Origin of the sequence: Rhizobium sp. 57MFTsu3.2 (assembly GCF_012932765.1) — a bacterium.
In the GTDB taxonomy this organism is placed as follows: Bacteria; Pseudomonadota; Alphaproteobacteria; order Rhizobiales; family Rhizobiaceae; genus Rhizobium; species Rhizobium altiplani.
Genome location: NZ_JDWI01000012.1, coordinates 99,338 through 118,497, shown reverse-complemented (window position 1 = coordinate 118,497; position 19,160 = coordinate 99,338). Strand labels below are relative to the sequence as shown.

Annotated in this window: 13 protein-coding genes; 1 reads left to right on the top strand and 12 read right to left on the bottom strand. The window is 60.0% G+C overall.

The window, feature by feature from the left end:
• Positions 1–49 precede the first annotated feature (49 nt).
• From AF71_RS31335 to AF71_RS15075, 4 genes are all read right to left on the bottom strand, one after another.
• Positions 50–301: a hypothetical protein gene (locus tag AF71_RS31335; RefSeq protein ID WP_348644137.1), complete on the bottom strand. Its 252-nt coding sequence runs from the start codon at positions 299–301 to the stop codon at positions 50–52.
• On the bottom strand, positions 291–1,511 hold the full coding sequence (opgC, locus tag AF71_RS15085) for an OpgC domain-containing protein (RefSeq protein WP_169681912.1): 1,221 nt from the start codon (positions 1,509–1,511) through the stop codon (positions 291–293). Before opgC ends, AF71_RS31335 begins: the two co-directional genes overlap by 11 nt.
• Positions 1,512–1,611: 100 nt before the next feature.
• A complete protein-coding gene (locus tag AF71_RS15080) occupies positions 1,612–10,131 on the bottom strand; it encodes a glucoamylase family protein (RefSeq protein WP_169681910.1) in 8,520 nt (2,839 codons plus the stop codon).
• A 353-nt stretch (positions 10,132–10,484) separates the two neighbouring features.
• Positions 10,485–10,649 carry a DUF1328 domain-containing protein gene (locus AF71_RS15075; protein ID WP_018858923.1) on the bottom strand — a complete coding sequence of 55 codons (165 nt, stop codon included), beginning with the start codon at positions 10,647–10,649 and terminating at the stop codon, positions 10,485–10,487.
• Between AF71_RS15075 and AF71_RS15070 the strand changes: the two genes are divergently transcribed.
• On the top strand, positions 10,648–10,860 hold the full coding sequence (locus AF71_RS15070; RefSeq protein WP_162763371.1) for a hypothetical protein: 213 nt from the start codon (positions 10,648–10,650) through the stop codon (positions 10,858–10,860). The two genes, AF71_RS15075 and AF71_RS15070, sit on opposite strands and share 2 nt — an antisense overlap.
• Positions 10,861–11,260: 400 nt before the next feature.
• On the opposite strand, the gene AF71_RS15065 is transcribed toward AF71_RS15070, so the two are convergent.
• From AF71_RS15065 to AF71_RS15030, 8 genes are all read right to left on the bottom strand, one after another.
• Positions 11,261–11,455, bottom strand: a complete 195-nt coding sequence (locus tag AF71_RS15065; RefSeq protein ID WP_018858920.1) for a hypothetical protein — start codon at positions 11,453–11,455, stop codon at positions 11,261–11,263.
• A gap of 160 nt (positions 11,456–11,615) precedes the next feature.
• Positions 11,616–12,365: an ABC transporter ATP-binding protein gene (locus AF71_RS15060; protein ID WP_018858919.1), complete on the bottom strand. Its 750-nt coding sequence runs from the start codon at positions 12,363–12,365 to the stop codon at positions 11,616–11,618.
• Positions 12,362–13,195, bottom strand: a complete 834-nt coding sequence (locus tag AF71_RS15055) for an ABC transporter ATP-binding protein (RefSeq protein ID WP_018858918.1) — start codon at positions 13,193–13,195, stop codon at positions 12,362–12,364. The genes AF71_RS15060 and AF71_RS15055 overlap by 4 nt, the downstream gene beginning before the upstream one ends.
• Positions 13,192–14,127, bottom strand: coding sequence for an ABC transporter permease (locus tag AF71_RS15050; RefSeq protein WP_018858917.1), 936 nt, complete (start codon positions 14,125–14,127; stop codon positions 13,192–13,194). Before AF71_RS15050 ends, AF71_RS15055 begins: the two co-directional genes overlap by 4 nt.
• Positions 14,124–15,191: an ABC transporter permease gene (locus tag AF71_RS15045; RefSeq protein WP_026372011.1), complete on the bottom strand. Its 1,068-nt coding sequence runs from the start codon at positions 15,189–15,191 to the stop codon at positions 14,124–14,126. Before AF71_RS15045 ends, AF71_RS15050 begins: the two co-directional genes overlap by 4 nt.
• 18 nt (positions 15,192–15,209) lie before the next feature.
• Positions 15,210–16,853: an ABC transporter substrate-binding protein gene (locus tag AF71_RS15040; RefSeq protein WP_169681908.1), complete on the bottom strand. Its 1,644-nt coding sequence runs from the start codon at positions 16,851–16,853 to the stop codon at positions 15,210–15,212.
• Between the two features lie 49 nt (positions 16,854–16,902).
• Entirely contained in the window at positions 16,903–17,961 is a 1,059-nt protein-coding gene (locus AF71_RS15035) for a dipeptidase (RefSeq protein WP_018858915.1), read from the bottom strand.
• 158 nt (positions 17,962–18,119) lie between these two features.
• Positions 18,120–19,145, bottom strand: coding sequence for an ABC transporter permease (locus tag AF71_RS15030; protein ID WP_018858914.1), 1,026 nt, complete (start codon positions 19,143–19,145; stop codon positions 18,120–18,122).
• Positions 19,146–19,160: the final 15 nt, after the last annotated feature.

The following is a 19,160-nucleotide window of genomic DNA, read 5'->3' as shown; positions in this document are numbered from 1 at the left end:
GCTTCCTTGTCCCCAGCCGGGCCGGGGAGAGAGCGGCAGGCCAGAGACGTCAGACGGTTTTCGTCGTCGTTTTGGCCTTGGTTTTGGAAGAAACCGGAACGGCAATATCCATCCCGGCACCTTGTGCCCGGTCATTGCATGCAGCAATGGCGTGTTCGTCGCGAACCATGGATATTCCTTTTCCGCCGTTGCTCTTAGAAGGTTTTCCACAGGAGTCAAGGTTTTTGCGATCAGATGCGGCGGCGTGGCGGCGGACTTGCGATCTTCCAGCAGCCTGATGCCACCGCCGTCTAGCGCCGATCCCGCGAACGATCGACGCGGACAGGAACCGGCACCAGCGTTCGGTTGGGCAACCTGTCTCGGCCGCCTGTCTCGAGCTTGCGCTTACGCTCAAGATGGTAGGCGTAGGCAAACTGGATGGCGATGCCGATAACCACGAAGACCGGGCCGACGATCCGGTCGTGGTTGTTGATGTAGAGCACCACCTGGCCAACCATCGCCAGAATGGTGCCGGCGACAAAGATGTTCAGCGAGTGGCGGCCGAGAATGGTCAGCGGATTGTCTGCGGACCGGCGAAGCAGGCGCGAGATTGCCGGAATATTGATGACGAGATACGTCAGCGCCAGAACGTGCAACAGTCTTGGCAGGGACAGGAACGTCTTGTCGAAACCGGTCAGCACCGGCGGCAGACCGAGCGCTGCCAACGCAGTCCCGAAGCTCCAGAGTTGACCGACCACCCAGGCGAAGGACAATGCGACGTAAGCGGCGGCAGCGGCAAAGAGGACCGGGTGCTGCGGCAGTTTGCCGCCGCGGCGGACATGCATCATACCGACGATGCCGATCGTGAAGAGGAACTGCCAGGACAGTGGATTGAGGAACCAATAGCCCTCGATCAGCATGTTATGGGGCGCAATCTCGTAGGTGCCTGCAAAGAGCCAAACGGTGCCGGAGACGGCCAAAGCGAGAAGAGGGCTTGCCGCGTTGAGCAGAAGGATGACTGGCACCATCAGCATCAATGCCCCATACATCGGGAGGATGTTGTTGTAGCCGATCTGATGTCCCAGCAGCACGAGCGAGGGAATACCAGCCTTCAGATTGGTGAGGACGGCAAGAATGTTGATCTCGCACAGCAGGCCGGGGCGGTGGAAGACCCAGGCGCCCGTCAGGAACAAGGCAAGCGTCATGAACGTCGTTATCATGTGAGCCAGGTAAAGAGTGAACGCCCGCTTCGTGGCCTTCACTGCTGTCTGGAGCCACGCGCCTGGCTCAAACCGCGTGCCGTAGGCCAAGCCGACGGCAATGCCTGAAATCAGGACGAACGCCTCGGCGGCATCCGAGAAGCCGAAATTCTTGGTTGTAAAGTTCTCGAAAATCTGACCGGGAACATGATTGATGAAAATCGTGATGAGCGCGAGCCCGCGCAGAACGTCCAACCGCGTATCGCGTTTCGCCGGCGCTACCGTCACAGAACTCTGCTTGGCGCCGATCGGTGCCCCGCGCGCTATTGCCATGGAATTCTCCTGCTCTTCCGATATGCAAACACAGTTGCGGCCAAAAGGGTTCCCTTTTGGCCGCAACGAATCGCCGGATCATTAGCCAGGAAAAATGCTGTTATCCGACCGGATATCCCTCGTCGGGATCGGTGACTTCGCGTCCGTTGATGGTCACATCGTAACCCCTCGGATGGGACGATTTTGAGACCGAAATGAGGTATTTAGCACCTGCGCGTTCAATATCGGCGGAGAAGCCGTCCCATGTGCTTGCCAGTGCTGGACGCACGTACAAGCGGCCATCCCTCACCCTGATGCCGAGGATGCCCTCGATCACCGAGCGGTAGAGCCAACCGGCCGAGCCAGTATACCAGGTCCAACCGCCGCGCCCGCTGAGCGCGCCCTCACCGTAGACGTCAGCTGCGATGATGTAGGGTTCGACGCGATAGTGTTCCGCCGAAGCCGGATCGCGCGCATGGCTGATCGGATTGAGCAGATCGAAGCAACGGAGGGCATCATCGCCGCGGCCAAGTTCAGCCAGTGCCAGCACAACCCAGGTCGCGGCATGGGTGTATTGCCCGCCGTTTTCACGAACACCCGGCGGGTAGGCCTTGATGTAACCAGGATCCTTAGCCGAGTTTGCAAAGGGCGGCGTGAAGAGCCGGATGATCCGCGCTTCCGGATCGACCAATTTCTCCAGCACGGAATTCATCGCCTTCGCCGAGTGCGCCGGATCTCCCTCCCCTGATAGCACGCTCCAGGATTGGGCGATGGAATCGATCTGGCATTCGAGGCTTTCCTTGGAGCCAAGCAAGCTGCCGTCGTCGAACGTGCCACGCCGGTAGTGAGCGCCATCCCAGGCAACGGTCTCGAGTGCGGCCTTGAGGGTGGTCAGGTGCTGTGTCCACCGCTCGACGCGCGCCTTGTCGCCGCGTTCCTCAGCATACGCCGAGAATGAACGGAGCGCGCCCGCCAGGAACCAGCCAAGCCACACACTGGTGCCCTGTCCGCCAATACCGACGCGGTTCATGCCGTCGTTCCAGTCGCCTCCGAGGAAGAGCGGCAGGCCGTTCTTGCCTGTTCGGGCGATGGCGAGATCGAGCGCGAGGGCCGCGTGTTCGTAAACGCTCACCTTGTCTTCGGAGACTTCCGGCAGATAGAAGGAGTCGTGCTGCCCTTCGAGGAGTGCCGGCCCTTCCAGGAAAGCGAGCTGTTCGTCGAGGACGCTCTTGTCTCCCGTAACGCTGCAATAGTGATGGATCGCGTAAGCGAGCCAAACCACGTCGTCTGAAATCATCGTCCGAACGCCGGCACCAGTGCCTGGCAGCCACCAGTGCTGCACATCGCCCTCGCGGAATTGACGCGAGGCGGCGTTCAGGATCTGCTTGCGAGCAATCGACGGCTCATGGATGACGAATGCCAACGTGTCCTGCAGCTGATCGCGGAAGCCGAAGGCACCGCTTGCCTGATAGAAGGCCGTGCGCGCCATGATGCGGCAGCCGAGGCTCTGGTAGGGGAGCCACGTGTTGATCAGATTGTTCATGCCCTGATCGGGCGTGGAAACCTGCACCTTTCCGGTGAACGCCTGCCAGAACGAACGATTTGCCTGGACAACGTCGTCAAAGGCGACCTTGCGGATATCGTTGATCACCGCCCGCGCTTCCGCCTTCGTCTTGGTATCGCCGAGGAAGAAGCAGACGTCGCGCTCCTCGTCCGGTGCGATCTCGATATCGAACGCCAGAACCGCTGCCGGGTCGCCGTCGAGTTCTGTAGCGCCTGAAAGGCTAGTTCCCAAGCTCAGTGCACGCGGTGCCTGGATCGTACCTGTCTTGCCGATGAATTCCCGGCGGCTGGCGGTAAAGCTCGATGGTTTCTCGCTGGCCACAAAGAAAGCGACACGACCGGAATAGTCGATGCTGTAGTTATTGCTTGCAAACAGCGCTCCGGTTTCCGCGTCGTGTTCCGAGAGGATGAACGGTGCGGACTTTTGCGAATTGTTGCCGAGAATCCATTCGACGTAGCCGTAGATCCGCAGCTTTCTTGGCTTGGAGCCTGTATTGCGTAGCCGGATTCGCTGCAACTTGACCGGTTTCTCGCGATCGACGGTCTGCGTAACCTCGAGTGCGATCTCGTTCTGGACGCTGGAGAAGGCCGAATAGCCCAGACCATGTCGCGCTTCGAATCGTATGTCTTGGCGATCTGAGAGGTTTGCGAACGGGGTCATGACCGCGCCGCTTTCTTGATCGACGACGTAGATCGCTTCACCGGCGCGGTTGATGACTGCATCATTCGACCACGACGTCAGCTGATAATCGCGGGAGTTTGCGCTCCAGGTGAACCCCGCACCTTCCGCGGAGACATGGAAGCCGAACTTTTCGTTCGAGATTACATTGATCCACGGATGCGGCGTTGCGTGGCCCCCGGGAAGGCGCACGACGTATTCGCGACCGTCGCCGGCAAAACCGCCGATGCCGTTCCAGTAGTTGAGATCGCCTTCTTCCTCGATGACCACCTTCGATGGCCGTGCGGCGCGTTTCGGGGCGCTCCGCTTGATTGACGTCCTCGTGCGATCGGCGCGCTCCAGTTCCTGCTGCTCTTCCTTGCTTGGAGAAAAGAGTGCGGCGGCACGATTGATCTGATCGATAATCTTGCCGTTCTTGGCATGGAGCGTCACGCGGGAGGCCGAGATCAGCGCGTGATACGTCGATTCTTCCATCAGATCCTTGCGGACCGTGAAGATGTGCTGGCGCAAGCCATCGGCCTGACCCAAGCGGCGGACATTCTCGGCCATCTGGTCGACGGCGTGCTGCATGTCCTGTGCGTAGGACGACGCGCGCTCGTTCATGATGACCAAGTCGGCGGTGACGCCGCGCGAGCGCAGGTATTCCTGCGCAAGCAAGGCCTCCCTGACGATTTCGAGATCCATGTCATCGTTGACGCGCAACGTGAAGATCGGGAAATCGCCTGAGATCGCAAGCGGCCAAAGCGACGACTGCGACTGCATCCCGGCCGCGACCGCGGCAGCATCGGCTCGCAAATACATATCCGGATAAACCAGGTGGCGGCCGAGGTGCTGGAAGGCTGCTGCCTGCTGCGACGTGACACCGACGTGGCGCATCTGCACCTGCGTGCGGGTCCAGGCCTGGACGAGCTCGTTGTTGAAGGCGTCGGCGTGGCGGTAGCGATCAACTGCCTGGTCCACCTCATTGCGGCTCGGGGCGGCAATGGTCCAGAAAGTGACCGTGACCTTCTTGCCGGGCGGTACGCGGACGATGCGGCGAAGCGAGAGAACCGGATCAAGGGTGAAGCCGTCCGTGCCGGAAAGGGTCGCGCCCGGATCGAAGGCAGCAGCGTTTGCGAGGCTGCGTCCCCGACCGAGGAACTTGCGGCGATCGGTTTCGAACTCCGTGTCCCGCGTCGAGCCGGAGTTGTCGACGATAAGGTGGGCAACGGCCATATTCGGCTCGTTCGGATCACGCTTGTTGCGCTCGACCCGGATGACGTCACCACGCTTGCCGATCTCCGTCTTGACGAACATCCTCGCAAATGCCGGATGGGCGTTATCGACATCGTCCGTCGCCAGAACCGGTTCGAGATACGACGTCACCTCGATGAAGCGATCTTCCGTTCCGGTGTTGACGAGCGTCAGGCGTCGAGCCTCGGCATCATGCTCGGTCGCAACGATGCATTCGACTTCGCTGGTGATATCTCCGACAGTCTTGGTGAACTCCGCCTTTTCGTCGGCGAAGAGAACTTTAGCTTGTTCGCCTTCGACACTCTTTGGCTCCGTCGTTGTCGACCACCATTCGTTGGTCGCCGTATCGCGAAGGAAGATAAAGGTGCCCCAGCGATCCTCTGTCGGATCGGCTTTCCAGCGGGCGACCGACTGGCCGTTCCACCGCGAATAACCGGCGCCTGTTGCGGTCAGCATCAGCGAGTAGTGGCCGTTCGAGAGGAAGACCAGCTCGCGATCGCGCGAGGCGGGGTCGTAGATCTTGCGCAGTTCAGGGCGCAAGAGATCGTCCTGGATGCTGGCTGGGGTATCGGACTCGTGCTTGCCGCTCATGACCGGAATATCCCTCGGTGCCTTCTCTTGCAGAAGGAGCTCGGCAGCCTCGATCACTGGATCCGAGTGGAATAGTTCGCGCAGATGGCCGTTGAAGGCAACGTTCGCGACAGCGGCGATCGACATGCCGTGGTGGTGAGCATAATAGTTATAGACGACCGCGCAAGTCTTGCCTTCCGGCAGGCGCGTCGGCGTAAAGTCCACGGCATCGTGGAAGCCGAACTTGCCGAGCGCGCCGAGCTTGCGCAGACGCTGCAGGTTCTCCAGCGCCGCGTCAGGATCGTACTGGCTGGCAAGGATCGACGCATAGGGCGCGATGACTGCGTTGTGGCCGAGGCCACGCTTCAGGCCGAGCGACGGTACGCCGAAGTTGGTGTACTGGTAATTCAGGTTATGGTCGCGGGCATTGAAGGCCGCTTCTGAAATACCCCACGGAATCCCCAGCTTGCGCGCATGGTTCATCTGCTCGACCACGACCAGATTGTTGGTCTGGTTGAGGATACCGCCGCCACGCTCCTGCATGACGAGCGGTGGCATGAGGTATTCGAACATCGAGCCGGACCAGGAGACAAGCGCACCGCGCGAGCCAACCGGGACGACCTGGCGGCCGAGGCGGTACCAATGTTCCGTCGGCAGATCGCCCTTGGCGATGCCGAACAGGCTGGTGAGCCGGCATTCCGACGCCAGGAGGTCGTAGCAGGCCTGATCGAGTTCACCGCTTTCCACGCGATATCCGATCGAGAGCAGGCGTCGCTCAGGTCTGAACAGGAAGCCGAAATCCATCGAGAAGGCGAGGTCACGGGCCTTGTCGCGCAAGGCAATCAGGCGCGGACGCAATGCATCGATGTTGGACAGATCGAAGGTGCTGTCTGAAATGTGGGCTTCGCAGACCTTGACCAGAGACTCCGCCCAGCGCGTGACTTCGGCGCTCAGAGCAGACTTCACCTCGTGATCGAGGTTGGCGGCGAGCTTCTGAATGTCGCGCGCCAGTACGGCCAGGTTGATGATGCGGATGGATGCGAACTCATGCTCGCGCTTGACCGCAGCCAGCGCATTCTGGAAGCCGATGATCCGTTCCTCCAGGCGACGGCGCAGCGGACGGACCGTCTTGCGATCGTCCGGCAGCTCCGACAGCACTTCCGCGAGGATGCCGGCAGTATCGCCGACGCCATCGAGATTGCCCTGCATATGCGCCGAAGGCGCTTCCGCCCAGTTGCGGCAGGCAGACGAGATCGCGATGAGGTGGCCGGCGAGGTTGCCGCTGTCGACGGCGGAAACATAACGCGGTCCAAGCGTCTCCAGCGTATCCGTGTGGTACCAGTTGAAGAGATGCCCGCGGAATTTCTCCATCTTGTCGATTGTTGCGATCGTCTGTTCGAGCCGCTCGATGGTTTCCTCAAAGGAAAACCAACCGAAATGGCGGCCCGAGACGACCGACAGCAGATAGACCCCGATGTTGGTCGGCGACGTGCGCGTCGCCACGATCACGTGCGGCGTTTCCTGAACGTTGTCCGGCGGTAGATAGTTCTGCTCGGCGGTGGTGAACGTCGCGAAATAGCGCCAGGTGCGGCGCGCGATCTTGCGGAGCTCGCTGGAAACGGAATCGGCAACCTCAAGCCGGTCCTCGGTCTCGGCGGACTGGCTGACATAGTAGGCGACCAGCGGCGAGATGATCCAGAGGAACGCGAAAGGAACGCCGACGAGGTAGGCGTTGTCGCCGGAGAGGGCCGCGAAACCGAGTGCGAGGAGGGCCAGCACTGGCGCGTGCCACATTGCCTTGTAGTAAGACGGGATCGTTCCCTGCTTGCCGGCCTGAACGCTCGCTGCCGTTCGCCACTGCAGCATCAGTTTGTGGCTGAAAAGCAGGCGATAGAGCGAACGAGCGATGGCATCAGCCATCATGCAAGCGGAATCGGCAATGAACACGATCCGCAAGGCTACCTGAGCGTTGGCCGCGCGAATATCAGACCAGACCGTGTAAAGGTGAGCACTGGCAACGATATCGCTGCTGCGCGGAATGATGCCATGGATCAGCGAGAGGGTTGGAGCGACGAAAAGGCAGAAAATCAAAAGGATCTGCCAGACCAGCGCGCCGAGCGGGCTCATGAAATACCAGCCGAGCACCGAAGCGAAGAACCATGCGATCGGCGTCAGCGAGCGCCGCAGGTTATCGAACATCTTCCAGCGGCCGAGCCCGGTCACACCGTGCGTCGGGTTGAACATGTACGGCAGCAGCTGCCAGTCGCCACGCGCCCAGCGATGTTGGCGTGACGTCTCGACCTCGTAGCGGGTCGGGAAATCTTCGACGAGTTCTAGATCGGTGACGAGCGCGCACCGGGCCATCGAGCCCTCGAGCAAATCGTGGCTGAGCACCGAGTTTTCCTCGATGCGACCCTTCAAGGACCCTTCGAAGGCGTCGACATGATAGAGGCCCTTGCCGGTGAACGTGCCCTCACCTGCCAGATCCTGATAGACGTCGGAGACGGTGAAGACGTATGGGTCGAGGCCGCGGTTGATCGAGAAGACACGTTGGAAGACCGATGCATCCTTGCCCGTAGTCAGCGATGGGGTGACACGCGGCTGCAGCACACCGTAGCCGCTTTCGACGCGACCCGTTGCCGGATTGATGACCGGACGGTTGATCGGATGGTAGAGCTTGCCGGCGAGCTTCGTGACCGTATCGCGCATGAGGCGCGTGTCGGCATCGAGCGTCATTACGTACTGAATGTTTGCGGGTACGATATTTGCACCGGGAAGGTAAGTCGTATCGCGGTCGCCGCGAAGCAGCAGGTTCAATTCGTGCAGCTTGCCGCGCTTGCGCTCCCATCCCATCCAGGCGCCCTCGGATGGATTGTAAAGACGACGGCGGTGCAAGAGGTAGAAGCGCGTCTTGCCATCGAAGGCATAGCGTGCCGAGAGGTTCGCGACCTCGCGGCGGGCATAGTCCAGAACCTCGAGATCGGCCGAGGTTTCTTCGACCTGGCTATCCGGCCAGTCGCTGAGCAGTGCAAAGTAGATTTCGCCGCGCGGGTTGGCGAGGTAATGAACTTCCAGATTGCGGACCAGTTCATCGACGCTGTCGCGGTTCGAGATGAGGCAGGGAACGACCAGAAGCGTACGGGCTTCCTCGGGGATGCCCTCCTTGAACTCGTAGCCGACCAAGCGGGCCGGCGTGACGAAGAACGACAGCACGGTGTTGAAGAGACCGGTTGCTCCTTCGGAAGCCGGAAGGGAGAACATGATCAGCAGGATTGCGATCTCAAGCGGTCCCATGCCCGCATGCGCCATGAACTTCCCAACAATCGCCATCGCGATGATGGTGAGCAGGATCACCGGAACGGCGATCGACAGCCAATTGAATCGGCGGACCGTGCGGACGAAATGCTGCGTCAGCGTTGGGCGATAGTTCGACCGTGCTTCGAGCTTGGGTCTTTGCGCGCCGGTCAGGAAGCCACCGACGTTCGGTTCGTGCGGTTGTGGCTCGTCGGAGGCCTTTGCCTCCTCGGTCATGTCGAGCGCCAGCTGGGCGATCTCCATTTCCGAGAGCTGCGAGCGCTTGGCCAGTTTTTCGATCTGCTTGCGATATTTGTTGCGTGAGCCGGAATCGAGATCGCCGTAGTCGGAATGATCCCAGAGCAGCTTGTCGACGTGGCTGACCTGTTCAACCCAGACCGACCACTCGGTGTCGTCGATCTCGCGAAGGCTGCGAATGATGTTGCCCATCGTGACGTTGCCGGAGGACAGGCGGCTGTGCTCCGCCATCGTCGTCTCTTCGGTGTCGCGACCGAGCGCTTCAAGGCGTTCGTCCAGCCATGCGATCGCCACGCTCGACGCCTGGGAGCCATCGCGCATGCGGTAGAGGAACTGCGTCGCGAAGGTATTGTCTTCGGCGAGCGACTCGAGCGACCTGAGATAGTCGGCCGCCTGTGCCGGCTCGGTCAGCCGCACAAGCTCATCTGCAGCCTCATTGGCGCGCCGGCGCATCCGGCGGCTGCGTTCGACGCGGATCGAAATACGGCGCAGGTTTTCAACGAGCACGTAGCGCACGAGCGACGGCAGGGCCCAGAGCTCACCGATCCTCAGCGTTTCACCCTGCTGGAAGCCATCGACAAGGGCCGTCAGGCTTTCCTGCGAAATCGTGCTTTGAGTGTGGGCAACATAAAGCCAAGCCAACGCCAGGGTGCGTGGGATCTGGACGCCGTTCACGTTGATCGTCGGCAGTTCCCGATAGAAGCGCCGCGGGAAGTCGCGACGGATCTCTTGGATCGCTTCCTCAACGATGTAGTGGTTATCGAGCAGCCATTCCGCCGCGGGGGTGATCGTTTCCCCGGATTCCACGTCCGTTGCCGTGGTGCGGTAGACCCGCAGGATCTCCTTCTCGTTTTCCTTATGCCGCGCGAAGAAATCGAAGGGCGCAAAGGCGGGCAGCGAGTCGACGCCGCGGGCGGCCACGGTGGCGGCCATCGCCTTGATGTTCTCGATGGAAAGGTAGGTCGAGCGGATCGAGTCGTTGTGGTCGATCTGCTTCGGTTCGGACTCGCGGGACGGGCTCGGAGACGTGGCGGAAATTGACATGGGTTCGGTTCTGGATCCAAGCAAAGTTATGATGATTTGCGTAGCCTTTTGCACTGCCAAATATGACTGCCGCATGAACAGCGCCGGGGTTTCTTGATCCCGGACAACACAATCAAAACGACGATCAACCGACGATGCGAATCGGTTTAAACGCGACCTGTGTGGGCTATTTGCGTAAACGGCTCCGCTGCGCCCTCCACCCTTCTGAAGCCATTCCGGGAAAGTTGGACACCATTGCGATAATTCAAGTCAAGATGTTTCAAAGGATGCGGAGCTCGCTCGGCTAATCTCGCGTGCCGACGAAAAAACCGGCGCTCAAGAGCGCCGGCTTTCAACTCCTATATTATTCGTCCTCAGGTGCGACGCACGAGGCGCATGATCAGCGAGACAACGAAAAGGATCAGGAACAGGAAGAAAAGAACCTGGGCGATGGATGCGGATGCACCTGCAATACCGCCGAAGCCCAATACGCCGGCAATGAGCGCCACTACGAGAAATACGAGTGCATAGTAAAGCATGGCGATCTCCTTTGTTTTTGCTGCTCAAATAACGGCAGGTCGCCTTATTGGTTCCGTCGGAACTTCAGGCCCGCTGGATCCGTCAACGAAAAAGGCGCGCCGAGATGGACGCGCCTTCACAAAAATCTGGGAAAAGAACGCCGCTCTAAAAGGCATGGAAGAGATAGAGCAGAATAATCACAGGGATTGGGATGCCGATCAACCAGAGTAAAATGCCTTTCATCGTCATTCTCCTTCTCACATCGAGTGTGCTAAGGGAATGAACGGGGGAACGGATGGTTCCCGAAGCGGCATCTTCAGCGCAGCAGCCGCAGCGCTCTTGCCTTATCCTAAGATGCCAAAGACGAGAGCAGCAACGAAGACAAATGCCGCCGTAACAAGCGTAGCGTGAACAACAAGCTGAATCTTGCCGCGCCTCGTGACCGGTCGCGCGGTCTGCGCGGGACGATACTGATTTACATGAGCGTGCGAGATACCCAGATCTGCCATGTGCTGCCTCCGTTTTCTCCGCTTTTCTTTTTTGTAGATCGTATTTTCGTATTTTCTCTATCTGATAAGTAGAGATAAAATTCTGTCCTGCCAGTGCGCGATAAAAAATCTGCCTCCGGTGATCAGACGAGGGTTCGCCACGCCCAAAGCAAGGAACGGTCCTCTATTGCACCCTGGTGCGGCTTGACCGTTGCCGCCTGTGTTTCCAAAAGCCGCCGATCCTTCTCCGCGGGAATGGATGTCGTGGTTGCAGCTTCTCTATCGGTCTTGGCCGGGGGGTGCAGGTATCCCATGGTCATGCCGCCGAGAAAAAACATGCCTGATCTCCATGATCACGAAAATTAACGGGCGTTAACCGGATCATGACAGAAGTAAGGCGAGTGTCAATAGTCTAGTTGAATGGTCGTGTTTTAGCTAATTGTTAACGCTGAGGCCCGGCGAGCCTCAGCAAAATCAATTCGTTGAAAGGATTGCCTTTCAGGCTTTGACGAAGCCCTTGCTGGCAACCATCAAATTTCGCGTGTAGTCCTCGGTCACGGCCGCCTGCGCCAGCTGGGCCGAGGTCAGGCGCTCGACGACGGTCCCATTTCGCATCACAGCAAGGCGATCGCACATATGGGTGACGACGCCGAGATCATGGCTGACCATAACGAAGGTCAGATTGCGATCACGCCGCACTTGTTCGAGGAGGTTCAGAACCTCGGCTTGCACGGAAGCGTCAAGCGCCGAGGTCGGCTCGTCAAGCAAGAGGATGGAGGGCTCGACAATCAACGCACGGGCGATCGCAACGCGTTGGCGCTGACCGCCGGAAAGCTGGTGCGGGTAGCGGAAGCGGAAGCCGTTTCCAAGTCCGACCTCGTCGAGGGCGCGCGCGATCCGCGTGTCGCTGTCGCTGATGCCGTGGATTGCCAGCGGCTCGAGCAGGAGGCGATCGATGGTCTGGCGCGGGTGCAGGGATCCGTATGGATCCTGGAAGACCATCTGCACCTGCCTGTAAAAGGGCTTCGATCGCTTCGTGCCGACGAGCGGATCGCCATGGATCTTGATGGAACCGCTTGCTACCGGCGCCAAGCCGGCAACGGCACGGAGCAGCGTCGATTTTCCGGATCCGGATTCGCCGACCAGGCCGAATGACTCGCCGGTCTCGATATCGACGCTGACGTCCTTCAGGGCGTGGAAGTGATCATAGATCACGCTCAGCTTGTCGACAGAAAGTGCAATGCTCATGCGGCCCACTCCGGCTTGCGATCCAGAACCGGCAGGGGATGCCTGCTTTCTCCGATTTGGGGCATGCAGTTCAACAGGCCCTGCGTGTACGGGTGGCGCGCATTCTTGAGATCGGATGCCTTGAGTTCCTCGACGACCTTGCCGGCATACATAACAATGACTCGGTCGCAGAAGGACGACACAAGACGCAGATCGTGAGACACGAAGATCAGCCCCATGCCGCGCTCCGACACAAGCCGGTCCATAATCCTGAGGACGTCGAGCTGAACCGTGACATCCAGTGCGGAGGTCGGTTCGTCGGCAATCAACAGTTCCGGATCGGCGATCAGCATCATGGCGATCATGGCGCGCTGACCCATGCCGCCCGAGACCTCGTGCGGATAGAGGTCGAACACTCGCTTCGGATCGCGGATCTGCACTGCCTCCAACATCGCGAGAGCGCGGTCGCGCGCCTCCGCCTTGCCGACTTTCTCGTGCGTCCTCAGCGTTTCGCAGATCTGCCGGCCAATCGACATGACGGGATCGAGTGAATATTTCGGATCCTGCAGGACCATCGCGATGCGCTTGCCGCGCAGTTGCCGACGTTGCTTGGCGGATGTGGCGAGAAGATCGATGCCGTTGAAATCCAGCTTGTCGGCCGACACGATGCCGTGCTTCGGCGTCAGGCCCATAATGGCGCGCCCCGTCTGGGACTTGCCGGAACCAGATTCGCCGACGATGCCGAGGCGTTCCTTGCCAAGGGTGAACGAGACGCCGCGAACGGCTTCGATCACGCCCGTGCGTGTGGGATAGCTGACCTTGAGGTTTTGAACGGTGAGGAGATCGGTCATTGGCCGCTCTCCTTGGGGTCGAGCGCATCGCGCAGGCCGTCGCCGAGAAGATTGAAGCCGAGGCTGACGATGAGAATCGCAAAGCCCGGCATGGCTGCCACCCACCACTGGTCCAGGATGAAACGCCGGCCAGACGCGATCATTGCGCCCCATTCCGGAAGCGGGGGCTGCGCGCCGAGACCGAGGAAACCGAGACCGGCGGCTGTCAGGATGATGCCAGCCATATCGAGCGTCACGCGCACGATGAGCGAGGAGAGACAAAGCGGCATCACATGCCGGACCACAATCCGCAGAGGCGATGCGCCCATCAGCTTGACCGCGGAGATGTAGTCAGAGCGACGAACGGTCAGCGTTTCCGCGCGTGCAATGCGAGCGTAGGGCGGCCAAGATGTAATCGCAATCGCGATGATCGCGTTCTGGATACCAGGTCCGAGCGCCGCAACGAAGGCGAGGGCCAGAACCAGCTTGGGGAAAGCCAGGAAGATATCGGTGATGCGCATCAGCGTGGCGTCGACCCAGCCGCCAGCGTAGCCCGACACCGTACCGACGATCAGACCGATCGGCGCCGAGATGGCAGCAACGAGAACGACGACCAGCAACGTCAAGCGGGCGCCATAGACAAGGCGCGAATAGATATCACGGCCCTGGTCGTCTGTGCCAAGCCAGTAGCCCTCAGAGCCGGGCGGCAGAAGACGCGCATTCTTCAGGTCGCCAACGATAGGCGAATGGGTTGCCAGCACGTTCGCAAACGCAGCCACGAACAGGAGGGCGATGATGATCAGCAAACCGACGACGGCCAGGCGATTTGCGGTGAACTGGCGCCAGGTCACGTAGGCTCGGCCCAATCGCGCCTGTCTGCGCGACTGCGGCCGATCGGAAAGCAGCCACTCGCGGCGGCTCATCGGCGCTGATTGATTTGCGGGAACCGTCATCGGCTTCGGGTCCTAGGGTCGAGCGTCCGATAAAGAAGATCGGACAAAAGGTTGATGCCGATGAAAACCGTGCCGATGACGATGGTGCCACCGAGAACAGCGTTCATGTCGGCGTTCTGAAGGGAATTCGTGATGTAGAGCCCGATGCCCGGCCAAGAGAAAACCGTCTCTGTCAGTACCGAACCCTCGAGCAGACCGGCGTAGGAAAGCGCGATGACGGTGACGAGCGGCACGGCGGCGTTGCGCAGTGCATGGCCCCAGATCACTCGGGTCTCCGACAACCCCTTGGCGCGTGCGGCAACCACATATTCCTGGCTGAGCTCATTGAGCATGAAGCTGCGCGTCATGCGGCTGATATAGGCAAGCGAAAAGTAGCCGAGCAGCGAGGCCGGCAGAATGATGTGGCGGAAGACATCGTAGAAGACGTCCCACTGCCCCTGCATGGCGCTGTCGATCAGATAGAAGCCAGTTACCGGCGTAAAACTGTACTCGAATACGATATCGATGCGGCCCGGGAAGGCCACCCATCGCAATTGCGCGTAGAAGATCACGAGCGAGATCAGCGCAAGCCAGAAGATCGGAACGGAATAACCGATCAGACCTATGACGCGGACAACCTGGTCGGCGACGCTGCCGCGCCGAACGGCAGCCAGCACGCCGAGCGGCACGCCGATGACCGAGCCGATGATGGTCCCGAGTGTCGCGAGCTCGATCGTTGCTGGAAACACGCGCTTAATGTCGACCATGACGGGATTGGTGGTCAGGACGGAGGTCCCGAAGTCACCCGACAGGATGCTCTTCAGATAAATAAAGAACTGCTGGTAGAGCGGCAGGTCGAAACCGAGCTCGCGACGGACGCGCTCGACGACATGCGTAGGCGCACGATCACCGAGAATGGCAAGGACGGGATCGATCGGTACGACGCGGCCGATGAAAAAGGTTACGGCCAGAAGGCCAAGATAAGTCGTGACGGCGGCGACAAGAAATCGCCCGACCGCCTTGGCAATGGGAACAGCACGGCCCCGTTTGGGCCGTGCCTCCATCTTTGTTTCAACGATGCTCAACGGATCAATCCTGCCGGATCATTCCTTGCCGACCGGGCCGACATAGTTGGTGTCGAAGCTCGGGCCGAGTTTGAAGTCCTTGAGGCTCTTGCGGGCGCCTGCCACTTCGATCTGCTGGAAGATGATCACGAAGGGGCTGTTGGCGAGGAACTTCTTCTGGATGTCCTCGTACATGGCCGCGCGCTTCGCGCCGTCACGTTCCAGCAGTGCAGCCTTCGTTTCCTTGTCGAGTTCGGGCGCTTCCCAGGTGTTGCGCCATGCGAGCGTCTTGACGGTACCGGCGTCCGAGTTGTCCGGGTTCGTGGTGAAGGTATCGGCATTCGAGTTCGGATCGAAATAGTCCGAGCCCCACTGGCCAATGTACATGTCGTGTGTACGCGCGCGGAACTTCGTCAGGGTCTGCTTGCCGTCGCCGGGGATGATTTCCATCTTGACGCCAGCCTGGGCGAGCGACTGCTGCATGGATTCGGCAATACCCGTTACCGGCTGCGTATTGCGAACGTCCATCGTCACCGAGAAGCCGTCCTTCAGGCCAGCCTTCGCCAGCAGTTCCTTGGCCTTGGCCACATCGAGCTTATACGGTTTCTCATCCAGCGCACCGAGCTGGCCTTTCGGCAGGAAGGTCTGGTGGATTTCGCCGATGCCCTTGATCAGCGTCGAACCAATCGCGTCATAGTCGACGAGGTACTTGAAGGCTTCCTGGACTTCCGGCTTCTTCAGGTTTTCGTTCTTGGAGTTCAGGCTGACGTAATAGACCGTACCCTTCGGGGCGCTGACGGTCGTCAGATCGGCGTTCTTGGCGACTGCATCGAGATCGCCGGGCTCCAGGTTGCGGGCGGTGTCGATATCGCCGGCTTCCAGCGCCAGGCGCTGCGCCGAGCTTTCCTTCATGAAGCGATAGATCACGCGATTGAGCTTCGCCTTGTCGCCGTAGTAGTTGTCATTGCGCTCCATCACGACAACTTCATTGGCGCGCCACTCGCGCAGCTTGAAAACGCCCGAGCCCGCGTAACCGGTCTTCAGCCATTCGTTGCCGAAGTCGTTGTCATACTTGTAATCGGCGCTCGGCGTCACGGACTTGACGTGATCCATAACGAGCTTCTTGTCGACAACAGAGGCAACGGTTGCCGTCAGGCAGTTCAGCACGAAGCTCGGCGCATAGGGCTTGTCGACGGTAAAGACGAAGGTGTTTTCATCCGTCGCCTTCGCCTTTTCGGTGACGTTGTCGCCATTGATGCCGAACTGGGTGATGATGAAGGCGGGGCTCTTGTCGAGCTTCACGGCGCGTTCGAAGGACCATGCGACGTCGTCAGCAGTGATCGGGTTACCGGAGGCAAACTTCAGACCGGGCTTGAGCTTGAAGGTGTAGGTCAGGCCATCATCCGATACCGTCCAGCTGTCGGCGAGGTCGCCCTTGACCTTGGAAGTGTCGTTCATGTCAAGACGGACGAGCAAGCTGTACGTGTTGCTCGTGACTTCGGCCGTCGACAGTTCGAACGCCTCGCCCGGATCCATGGTGATGATGTCGTCGAAGGCAAAGCCTTCAACCAGCGTGTCCTTCGGCGTTTCCGCGAAAGCGGCAGGTGCAGCTGCCATCATGATCGACAGCGCAGCGCCTGCCGAAAGTTGACGGAATGTGCGGTTGAATTTGCTGACTATCATGGTTTTTGGTTCCCCTGTTTTCCATTTCAATGCAAAGCTTTAGGCGGGCTCAGGCGTTTTCTTCTCCCCACGCCGAAGCCAGAATCCTCAGCCAGTTCCCGCTGGCCAATTTTTCGAGATCTCGCGCACCATAGCCAACGCGCTGGAGGGCGGCAATCAGCTTCTGGTTCCCTGCGGCGTCCCCTATTTCTTCGGGGATCGTTGCGCCGTCAAAGTCCGAACCGAGCGCCACACAGTCGATGCCGACGCGCTCCACGAGGTAGTCGATGTGGCGAACCATATCGATCAGCGGCGTATCGCCATCGGAGCGACCGTCGCTGCGCAGCATCGCGGTCGCATAGTTCACGCCGACGAGACCGCGGCTTTCCCTGATGGCGTCGAGCTGCTTGTCGGTGAGGTTGCGGGCGACTGGCGTCAACGCGTGAGCGTTGGAATGGCTGGCAACAAGCGGCTGATCGGTCGTCTTGGCGACGTCCCAGAAGCCCTTCTCGGTGATGTGCGCCAGATCGATCAGGATGCCTAGGCGGTTGCATTCGCGCACGAGGGCAAAGCCTGCCTCGGTAAGACCGGGCGCGGTGTCCGGGGACATAGGGAAGGCGAAGGGCACGCCGTGTCCGAAGATATTGTGGCGGCTCCATACCGGTCCCAACGAGCGCAGGCCGGCGGCATAAAATACTTCGAGCGCCGCCAGGTCAGGTCCGATGGCCTCGCAGCCTTCCATGTGCATCACGGCCGCGAAGAGCCCGTCAGCCATGGCCTTGCGGATATCCTTTACCGTGCGGCAAAGGCGCCAGGCGCCGGCGCGGTCCAGGCGAAGCGCGATGGCGGCCATTTCCGCGGCGATGTTCAGCGAGGACAGCGGCTCGAGGGGCGCAGCGAGCGGCGTGACGTAGTGGCCGTTCTTGTCGGGATCGGCAAAAACGAGATCGCCGGAGGGCACGTAGATTGCGCAGAGGCCACCGGCCAGTCCGCCAGCTTTGGCGCGCGGGCCATCTATGTGGCCCAAATCTGTTCCGTTTGAAAATTCAGCGACTGGATCGCCGCCATCCCTTTCATGTGTCCAAAGCCGAAGGAGGACGTCGTTATGGCCGTCGAATACGAATTGCATCTGCGTTCCTGTGTGCCCGGGCGGGCGATACGAAGAGCGCAGAATAGAAAAGCTGGCAGAATACGCCACCTCTTTTTTCAGAAATTTTGCTGTTCCGCAGCAATAGTTAGCAGAAACGAGAAACGGGAGCCGAGGCTCCCGTTCCGAAGGGTTTTCTATCAGTGCTTGGCGCGTTTCTTTTGGCGGTAGACGTCGATCACGACGGCGGCCACAATGATCAGGCCTTTGACGATCTCCTGGTAGTAGGCGTCGACTCTTAAGAAGGTGAAGCCAGAGGTCATCACGCCAAGAATGATCGTACCGATAACCGTGCCGGTGATGCGGCCGACGCCGCCGGTCAGAGACGTACCGCCGATGACAGCCGCGGCAATGGCGTCCAGTTCGTACATGACGCCCATGCCAGCTTGCGCAGTCTGGGCGCGGGCTGCCGTAACGACGCCCGCAAGGCCCGCAAGGAGACCGGCAATGGCGTAAACCTTGATCAGGTGAGCTTCGATATTGATACCGGAAACGCGCGCAGCCTGGACGTTGGCACCGATCGCATAGGTGAACTTGCCGTAGCGCGTATAGCGAAGCGCAATGTGGAAGATTAGCGCCACGACCAGAAAGACGATGACGGGCCAAATGCCGGTGCCGATGAAATTGAACTGCTCGGTGAGTCCCGAGACCGGCTGGCCCTTGGTGTACCACTTCGAAATGCCGCGTGCCGAAACCATCATGCCGAGCGTGGCGATGAATGGCGGGATCTTGGTCTTTGCAATCAGCTGCCCGTTGATAAAGCCGGCCGCAAGGCCGATGAGGAGGCCGACGCCGATCGGGATGAAGAATGGCAGGTCGGTCAGCGAAGGATAGAGCGCCCGTGGCCAGGTCGATGCCTGCGCGAAGCTTGCCGCAATCATCGCCGTCATGCCGACGACGGAGCCGGATGAGAGGTCGATGCCGCCGGTAATGATGACCTGCGTCACACCCACCGAGATGATGCCGATGACGGAGACCTGAAGGATCATGATCGTCAGGCGCTGCGAATTGAACAGAAAGCTCTGGCCGATGAAGATCCAGCCGAGAATTTCATAGACAAGTGCAATGCCGACCAGGACAAGGAAAATGCTGAGCTCGGGCGGGACACGCCGCCTGCGCGCGCGCGTTGCAAGCGGGGCTGCTACCTCAGCTGCGTTGGTATTCATGATATCCTCCCTTCG